The sequence below is a fragment of the Bacillus sp. SIMBA_074 genome, assembly GCF_046534555.1.
In the GTDB taxonomy this organism is placed as follows: domain Bacteria; phylum Bacillota; class Bacilli; order Bacillales; family Bacillaceae_G; genus Bacillus_A; species Bacillus_A mycoides.
Genome location: NZ_JAWRYM010000263.1, coordinates 1 through 322, shown reverse-complemented (window position 1 = coordinate 322; position 322 = coordinate 1). Strand labels below are relative to the sequence as shown.

The following is a 322-nucleotide window of genomic DNA, read 5'->3' as shown; positions in this document are numbered from 1 at the left end:
CTCGGCCGCACCCTCGGTGTAGTCGAACGCGGCCTTCGGCGTCCGGCGGCGAGCGATCCTGGCGAGATCCTCGATCGTCAGCGCCGACTCCAGGCGCCGCTTCTTCAGATTCAGCTCCGGCTTCTTGAACTGCATCAACTCCAGCAGTTCCACCGGCTTCGGAAATTGACGGGTGACCATGAGGGATCCTATCGAGGGTCGTAACGGACGATCGGGGTGGTCCGGGCGACGAGGGCGCGGAGCGTCTCCAGGTCGCCGGTGAGGAGGCCGGCGGCGCGCGCCTGCACCAGGACGTTGCCGATGGCGGTGGCCTCCACCGGCC

1 pseudogene is annotated in these 322 nt (G+C 68.0%); it reads right to left on the bottom strand.

Features of this window, described 5'->3' with window-relative positions:
- A pseudogene (locus tag SB773_RS30780) lies at positions 1–180 on the bottom strand (alpha-hydroxy-acid oxidizing enzyme); the annotation flags it as partial.
- Positions 181–322: the final 142 nt, after the last annotated feature.